The organism is Colwellia sp. 6M3, assembly GCF_014077595.1.
In the GTDB taxonomy this organism is placed as follows: domain Bacteria; phylum Pseudomonadota; class Gammaproteobacteria; order Enterobacterales; family Alteromonadaceae; genus Cognaticolwellia.
Genome location: NZ_JACGWF010000131.1, coordinates 1 through 7,804 on the forward strand (window position 1 = coordinate 1; position 7,804 = coordinate 7,804).

A 7,804-nucleotide genomic window follows, 5' to 3' on the forward strand; every position below is an offset into this window, starting at 1 on the left:
TAGGTAATATAAATGGCTAAACTGCCAACCGGATTAATGTACTTATCCGTATAATAATAATAAAAAATAGGCAAATTTGAGATATGAGTTTTTCTCGATTCTTAGCTGTATGTACAACTTATTGCACATTTAGCACGTTAGTATTGGCAGAATTTGACAATACACTAGCGTTTAGCGTAGTTCCTGAAGCGGGTTATATAGATAATTTTTTATATTTATCTAATAACGAACCAGGCACTCGTTTTTATTCGCTAAGCTCTGATGTATCTTTAACTTCAAAAAGCCAACAATCGGCATTTAACTTCGATGCTAATATTGCCACGCATCTTTTCGATAAGTTCGAGGATGACAACCATACCAATTTCACTATCATTCCTAAATATCAATTCAAGTTTAGTCAAAATCAACGGCTACATGTTTCTGCACTTTGGTTAAAAAATTATATTTATCGCGGTACAGGCTTATCTTTAGGCCAAGCTGAAGCCTTATCAAAAGGTGATGAACAAGAAATTTTAGGTGCAAGTATTGGCTATGAGTACGGCACATTTGAATCTCAAGGCAGAGTAAACTTCGGCCTTAACTATCAAGAAAGTGAATTTACTACTCGACGTGCTGACACCAACAGATTAGATACAGAAATACTGCACATAAAATCGAGTTTTGATTATTTATTATCGGGGAAAACGTATTTAGCCTTTGATCTCGATTACAAAATTATCGATTACCCGAACGATCCTCTCATTAGTCGAGACAGCATAGCGGGACTCATTGGTGTTAAATGGTACACCACGGTGATCAGTGAACTTAACTTTCTTGTTGGTTATCAGAACTTAACTTTCGAAGATAATCGCTTAAGCGATGATAGTGCGTTCAAGTGGCGAGTTGACTACACATGGCGTCCATCTGATTTTACTACCCTGCATATTGTATCAAATCGAAAATTTGATGAAACCTATCGGTTAATCAGCAGCTATCGTTTAGCACAAACATATCAAATTGATGTTATGCATGACTTTACAGAGCATTTATCTGTCTTTTTTGCTGTCGGTATTAATAACGATGAATTTATATCGCCACTGGGAAGTAAAGATGAAGACTATTTATTTACTACGCTGGAATTAGATTACGCGTACAACGATCGTTTAAGTTTTCAATTGTCTTATGACTATAAAACACTCGATGCAAATTATGGCAATATCGACTTTGCGTATAACAAACTGGGTATTAGCCTAAAACTTGATTTGTAAGTCACGAATATTTGTATCTGGCAAAAATAGCAGTAAAGCAGTAAATGCAATAATACATAAATTTTAATTGCTTAAGCGTGTGAACAGATACTTAGTGGCAGTAATAATGTTACTAACATTTAAGAGTCAGTAGAGAGCTTTAACTTGATGTTAAATTTTTAACATAATCGGATGAAAGATATGCGAATTTTAATCTTTGGCTTGTTGTTTTTTCTTGCCCATGCAACAGGTAGTGATTATACATTAGGTGCTGGCGATCAAGTTCAGATCACGGTTTATGGCGAAAAAGATTTAACCACCAACATTAAAATTAATAAATCTGGTGTTATTTCTTTTCCATTTTTATCTGATATTAAGGTGGCGGGGTTATCGCCAAAAGAATTAGAGAATAAAATTGCAAACGGCTTACGCGGTGATTATCTCATTGACCCACAAGTAAATGTGTCTATTGCAATGTACCGACCTTTTTTTATTCATGGGCAAGTTAAGCGCCCGGGAGGTTATCCTTTTCAAGAGGATTTAACCCTAGATAAGGCGATAGCTATCGCTGGTGGTCTAGCAGCTAGAGCGTCGAAGTCATCTTGGAATATTACAAGATTAGTCGATGGTAAAAAATTGGTAATTGACGCGAATGTTTCCAGCGCGATTTTACCAGACGATATAATAGAAATTGAGCAAAGCTTTTTTTGAAAACAATAGAAAATAAAAATTTAATATCCATTAATGAAGAAGTGGCTTTAAAAGAAATTTTAACGCCGCTTTGGTCGCGTCGATGGAAAATTATATTTTTTACTTTGATCTTGACACTTTTAGCTGCAGTTTATGTATCGTTACTTAAACCTTCATATAGTGCGACTGCAATTCTACAAATTGGTACTAACAAACCTGCGAATACCTTATCGATTAATGATGCCTTTAATGAATCAAATGCCAGTAAAGAGCAAATTCAAACACAATTTGAGTTATTACGTTCTCGAAAGTTTGCCGAGCGTGTTATTTATCAACTTAATCTAGTTAAACACGCAGAATTCAATAGCGGGAAATATAACGATAAACTTGTTTTTCTTACTAACGTGGGGCAACGAAAATCCCAAGCGACAGTCAGTGATGTTGTTCGAAAATTTCAACAAAATTTATCCATAGTACCAATTGCGGGTACTGAGTTAGTTAAAATATCTTATGTATCTTTTTCTGCACAATTATCACAAGAAATAGCGAATCAAGTGGGTGTTACGTATCTGCAATATCAAGACGAAATTCATAGTGCATCAAAAGAAACCACTTCTCAGTGGCTGGTTGACCAACTTGAAGAGTTAGGCAAAAAACTGCAACTGTCAGAGTTGTCTTTGCAAGCATATCGAGAAGCTGAAGGTATTGTCGATATTCATGGTGTGGTGGGCTTGGTAGGCTCTCAACTGACAGAGTTAACATCGGAAACCTTGAAGGCGGCGAAATTAGCCGATGATCTTGCTATTTCACATCAAGAGATTCAAAAATACGCAGGAGATATTGCAAAGCTCAGTGAGCTACATGAAATAAGTAGTCATGCAACGTTAATGCAATTACGTCGAGAAGAAGAGAAAGTTGAACGTAAAATGTTCGAGTTATCGAAACGATATGGCCCTAAGCATCCGAAACAAATTGCCGTTAATGCCGAATTAATGTCCTTACAAAACCGTATTACACAGCAAGTTTACGATATTGTTATCTCAATGGAGAAAGAATATTTTAGTGCAGTAGAGAAAGTTAATGGTACAAAACAGCGCTTAGATATCGCCAAAAAAGACTACTTACGCTTAAGTCGTTTACAAAATAAATTTTCGCAGTTAACGCGTGAAGTGGATACCAACAAAGAGCTTTACAATAACTATTTAGTACGCTTAAAAGAAGCTGATGCTATGGGTAACTATAAATCGAATTTTTATGTTCGGTTTATAGATAAAGCAACCGTACCAAAAAGCCAGTCTGCACCTAATAAAATAATGGTGATAGCTTTCACGTTTATACTCTCGCTAGCAGTGATTTCATTGATTATTATCATGCGTGAATTGCTAATGGATACATTGAATTCGCGCCGAAAATTGGATAATTTTAATGACGCACCTATTCTCGCTGTTTTACCAAAAATCAAGGTGAGAGCTCATCAAAAAAAGGAAGATGCTTACACTACAGATAATAGATTTACTGAAGCGATAAGAACATTACGCACTGCTTTGTTATTTAATAATGAAAAGAAGCCGCCGAAGATTATAGCAGTAACTTCTTCAGTGCCTAATGAAGGTAAATCGACTGTTGCGTTGCATCTTGCTCGTTCGTTCAGTGAAATGGAAAAAGTGTTACTTATAGAAGCCGATATGCGACACCCAACCATTGCTAAAAATATGAATTTGAATGAACATCGCCCAGGATTATCTAACTTGTTAGCTAAAACGCATCAAATTAATGAATGTATTATTCGTGATAAAAACGTCAAATTAGATATTTTAACCTCAGGTGTAACCCCCGCTAACCCGTTAGCCTTTCTCTCAATGAAACGTTTTAATATGTTGATTAAAGTATTTGGCAACTTTTATGATCGTATTATTATTGAAACTCCACCTGTTCATGCGGTGAGTGACGCCGTTATTATCTCAAAATTAGTGGATAGTGTTATTTATATTGTGCACGGTAACAAAACTAAACGAGAACAAATTTCGTCAGGTCTTAGAATGCTAAAACAAGTGAATGCACCAATTGAAGGTGTAGTGGTTAACCACAGTGAAAATATTGATACTGATAAATATCAGAATAAATATTATACCGAGCGCGACAATATCATTAAGCTCGCGGCCAGAAAACGCGGTTAACTCAAACTTATTATCATTTACTTACTTAATTCAATTGCGATCAAAGCAGTTTATGCCTTGGCTATTTTTGCGTACAATAAGGCAAATTTTTAATAGTCACTGTTATGAAAATACGTACAAACTTCTCCTTAAAATCTTTCAATAGCTTTAATGTGCCTGTTGTTACACCAGAGATATTTTTTCCATCGACGTTAAAAGAGTTGGCTGAAATACCAGTAGCAAAAGCGACGTCATCTTATATTCTCGGTGAAGGTACCAACTCTTTATTTTGCCAAACAAGTGCTCCTATTATTATTAAACCTAGTCTTATGGGCATTGAAGTCAACGAAAGCGATGAATATTTTCAAGTTAAAGTTGCGTGTGCAGAAAATTGGCATGATTTTGTGCTGTTTTGTATTAAACGTGGCATATTCGGTTTAGAAAATTTAGCCTTAATTCCTGGAAGTGTTGGTGCTGCACCTGTGCAAAATATAGGTGCTTATGGCATCGAAGTGTGCGATTTCATCGAGTCTGTTTCATGGTTCGATTTTGCTCAACAAAAACAAATAAACTTTACTAACGCGCAATGTCAATTTGGTTATCGTGACAGTATTTTTAAGCGAGCGTTAAATGGTTCGGGAATTATTACTCATGTTAATTTCGTTTTTCCAAAAGCTTGGCAAGCAGTAAATAGCTATCAAGGTTTGAGCGATATTACCTCACCTGTTACACCTGAAGCTATAATGGCAAAGGTCATTCAGCTTCGCCAAGCCAAATTACCTGATCCTAAAGACTTGCCTAACGCGGGCAGTTTTTTTAAAAATCCTATAGTGAAAGAAGCTTTGTTTAATAAACTGCATCATCAGTATTCTACTATGCCGCATTATCGACAATCTAATGGTGACATAAAGCTAGCAGCGGGATGGTTAATTGAACAAACAGGTCTTAAAGGCTTTCGTCAACACGGTGTTGGCGTGCATGAAAACCAAGCCTTAGTTATTATCAATTATGAAAGTGAACAGGGCGAACAAATTGTAGCTCTGTCGGTTTATATTCAGGAACAAGTTATGGCTAAATTTAACATCCAATTAGTGCCAGAAGTTCGGTTTATTGGTGCTAACGGTGAATTGCGCAATGCCAATACAGGAAGTGAAAATGAAAGCCATACGTGAGCAATTAATAAAGAGGTTGGTCAAAGGTGAGTTTTTATCAGGCCAAGCTTTAGGTGAGGAGTTAGGTGTTAGCCGAGCTGCCATTTCAAAACATATTAGTGCTTTGCAGGAAATAGGTTTCGATATATTTAGTGTTACTGGTAAAGGTTATCGTTTAGCAAACCCCATTGAACTGCTCGATGAAAGCCGTATTACGCAATTACTTATTGAGCAAAAAACTCCAGCAAAAGTAGAAGTACATAACTTAATTGATTCTACTAATAGTTACTTAATGCGACGCTTACCTAATCAAAATATTCCTGGGCAAGTGTGTATTGCTGAGCACCAAAGTGCAGGGCGAGGGCGAAGAGGGCGGCAGTGGATTTCTCCTTTTGGTTCGCATATTTATTTATCGATGTATTGGCATTTAGAGCAAGGTATGTCGGCTGCAATGGGCTTAAGCGTTGTCGCTGCACTTGCCGTGAGTGATGCTATAAAATCTTTGTATAGTGTTGATGTTGAACTGAAATGGCCAAATGACATTTATTTTAATGGTGTCAAACTTGCGGGAATTTTAATTGATCTTGAAGGTCAAGCAATGGAGCCTTGTCATTGTGTTATTGGTATTGGTTTAAATATTAAAATGCCAGAAAAGAGTGCAGCCTTAGTTGACCAACCTTGGATTGATTTATCGACAGCGCTTGGTGTAGATATAGATCGTAATGTTTTGGCGGCCAGTATTATTTCAGCATTGCTTACACGCCTTAAAGTACACAGCGAAACAGGTATAAATACCATGGTTGCGCAATGGCAATCACAAGATTTTTATTACAATAAACCAGTTTCATTAATCACGGGAGAAAAAGTTACCCGGGGTATTTGTCGCGGCATTAACGCACAAGGCGCATTAATGCTAGAAGTAAACGGCCAAGTTAGTCCTGTTTATGGCGGTGAAGTAAGTTTAAGGGCTGGTATATGAGACTATTAGTTGATGTTGGTAACACGCAGGTAAAATATGTGCTGCAAGGCACTAAAACCTCTTCGGTATTCTCTGATGTTATATATGTAGATTATCAGACTTTTCAAAACCAATTATCGCAAGGTGAGTTTTCACAAGTCACTGAAATTATTGTGGCTAACGTGCATGGACAGGAAGTACTTGAATCAATTGAATGCTGGGCTACAGAAAAAAATATTGCCTGCTTACAAGTTCACAGCAGTGCACAAGCTTTTGGTGTTAAGTCTTCTTATCATCAAGCAGAACGCTTAGGTGTTGACCGTTGGCTAGCTTTAATAGGAGCTAAGCAGCTTTACCCACAACAAAACATACTAATTATTGATGCCGGTACAGCGACAACAGTGGATATTTTAGATGTTAATGGCCAGCATCATGGTGGTTGGATAATGCCTGGCGTAGAGGTGCTATTTAGTAGCTTGTTGTCTCGAACCAATAAAATTGTTGCCTCACCAAGTGCTAGCGCAAGCCTTGAATTTGGTACCGACAGCTCAAGCTGTTTAAATCATGGCAGTTGGGCTATGACTATTGGCGCTATCAAAGAAGCGATTACCCAAGCAAACAACTTGCTTGTACTGAACAAAGTGTTAATCACTGGCGGCAATGCTCAAAAAATTGCTAACCTTATTCCAGAGACTTGTCAGCTTGAGCCAAAGCTAATATTTCATGGCTTAAGCTGTTTTAAGGCCACTGAACGACGAGATACAATCAACAATTAAATGTCATTGTGTGCAAAAAACCATCAAACGCATAAAAACATGCTTTTTTTTGCATTTTGGTGTTGCAAGCTAGAAAACATTACTCTAGAATTCGCACCACTTAATGTAGTGCCGACTTAGCTCAGTTGGTAGAGCAACTGACTTGTAATCAGTAGGTCGCCAGTTCGACTCCGGCAGTCGGCACCATTAATACATTACTTGTAATGTGAAAAATAAAATTTGGAGGGGTTCCCGAGTGGCCAAAGGGATCAGACTGTAAATCTGACGGCTCAGCCTTCGGTGGTTCGAATCCACCTCCCTCCACCATTTTAACAGAGATAATCTGATAGATTAGCGGGTGTCGTATACTGGCTATTACCTCAGCCTTCCAAGCTGATGAAGCGGGTTCGATTCCCGCCACCCGCTCCAGTCTTTATAGAGAAATGCTGATATGGCTCAGTTGGTAGAGCGCACCCTTGGTAAGGGTGAGGTCGGCAGTTCGAATCTGCCTATCAGCACCACTTCTTCTTTAGACCTTCTATAGATTAATCAATGTTTAACACAATAAATTAATTTATTTAATGTACCCAGAGGTATTTTAAGATGGCTAAAGCAAAATTTGAACGTAATAAACCGCACGTTAACGTTGGTACTATTGGTCACGTCGATCACGGTAAAACAACACTAACAGCCGCTATCTCTGCGGTATTAACTAAAGTACACGGTGGTGAAGTTAAAGACTTCGCACAAATCGATAATGCTCCTGAAGAGCGTGAGCGTGGTATTACAATCAATACTTCTCACATCGAGTACGATACTGCAATCCGTCACTACGCCCACGTAGATTGTCCTGGCCATGCTGATTACA

Annotated in this window: 7 protein-coding genes and 4 tRNA genes; all 11 read left to right on the forward strand. The window is 37.7% G+C overall.

Annotated elements, in window-relative coordinates:
• Positions 1-83 precede the first annotated feature (83 nt).
• Positions 84-1,247: an outer membrane beta-barrel protein gene (locus tag H4J50_RS17800; protein WP_182257544.1), complete on the forward strand. Its 1,164-nt coding sequence runs from the start codon at positions 84-86 to the stop codon at positions 1,245-1,247.
• A gap of 180 nt (positions 1,248-1,427) precedes the next feature.
• Positions 1,428-1,937 carry a polysaccharide biosynthesis/export family protein gene (locus H4J50_RS17805; protein WP_259366294.1) on the forward strand — a complete coding sequence of 170 codons (510 nt, stop codon included), beginning with the start codon at positions 1,428-1,430 and terminating at the stop codon, positions 1,935-1,937.
• Entirely contained in the window at positions 1,934-4,093 is a 2,160-nt protein-coding gene (locus tag H4J50_RS17810; RefSeq protein ID WP_182257546.1) for a polysaccharide biosynthesis tyrosine autokinase, read from the forward strand. The genes H4J50_RS17805 and H4J50_RS17810 overlap by 4 nt, the downstream gene beginning before the upstream one ends.
• Positions 4,094-4,197: 104 nt before the next feature.
• Positions 4,198-5,244 carry a UDP-N-acetylmuramate dehydrogenase gene (gene murB, locus H4J50_RS17815; protein ID WP_182257547.1) on the forward strand — a complete coding sequence of 349 codons (1,047 nt, stop codon included), beginning with the start codon at positions 4,198-4,200 and terminating at the stop codon, positions 5,242-5,244.
• Positions 5,228-6,202: a bifunctional biotin--[acetyl-CoA-carboxylase] ligase/biotin operon repressor BirA gene (gene birA, locus H4J50_RS17820; RefSeq protein WP_182257548.1), complete on the forward strand. Its 975-nt coding sequence runs from the start codon at positions 5,228-5,230 to the stop codon at positions 6,200-6,202. The genes murB and birA overlap by 17 nt, the downstream gene beginning before the upstream one ends.
• Positions 6,199-6,957 (forward strand): type III pantothenate kinase, encoded by a 759-nt coding sequence (locus tag H4J50_RS17825; RefSeq protein ID WP_182257549.1) that lies wholly within the window; start codon positions 6,199-6,201, stop codon positions 6,955-6,957. Before birA ends, H4J50_RS17825 begins: the two co-directional genes overlap by 4 nt.
• 110 nt (positions 6,958-7,067) lie before the next feature.
• Positions 7,068-7,143, forward strand: a tRNA-Thr gene (locus H4J50_RS17830).
• A gap of 35 nt (positions 7,144-7,178) precedes the next feature.
• A tRNA-Tyr gene (locus H4J50_RS17835) sits at positions 7,179-7,263 on the forward strand.
• A gap of 27 nt (positions 7,264-7,290) precedes the next feature.
• Positions 7,291-7,365: transfer RNA gene (locus H4J50_RS17840), tRNA-Gly, on the forward strand.
• 16 nt (positions 7,366-7,381) lie between these two features.
• Positions 7,382-7,457: transfer RNA gene (locus tag H4J50_RS17845), tRNA-Thr, on the forward strand.
• An 82-nt stretch (positions 7,458-7,539) separates the two neighbouring features.
• Positions 7,540-7,804 (forward strand): GTP-binding protein (locus tag H4J50_RS17850; RefSeq protein WP_259366262.1); only part of this gene is annotated, 265 nt, incomplete at its 3' end.

Coding starts and splice junctions, on each gene's coding strand:
- H4J50_RS17800 (WP_182257544.1), top strand. CDS start 84: ATGAGTTTTTCTCGATTCTTAGCTGTATGTACAACTTATTGCACATTT.
- H4J50_RS17805 (WP_259366294.1), top strand. CDS start 1,428: ATGCGAATTTTAATCTTTGGCTTGTTGTTTTTTCTTGCCCATGCAACA.
- murB (WP_182257547.1), top strand. CDS start 4,198: ATGAAAATACGTACAAACTTCTCCTTAAAATCTTTCAATAGCTTTAAT.
- birA (WP_182257548.1), top strand. CDS start 5,228: ATGAAAGCCATACGTGAGCAATTAATAAAGAGGTTGGTCAAAGGTGAG.
- H4J50_RS17825 (WP_182257549.1), top strand. CDS start 6,199: ATGAGACTATTAGTTGATGTTGGTAACACGCAGGTAAAATATGTGCTG.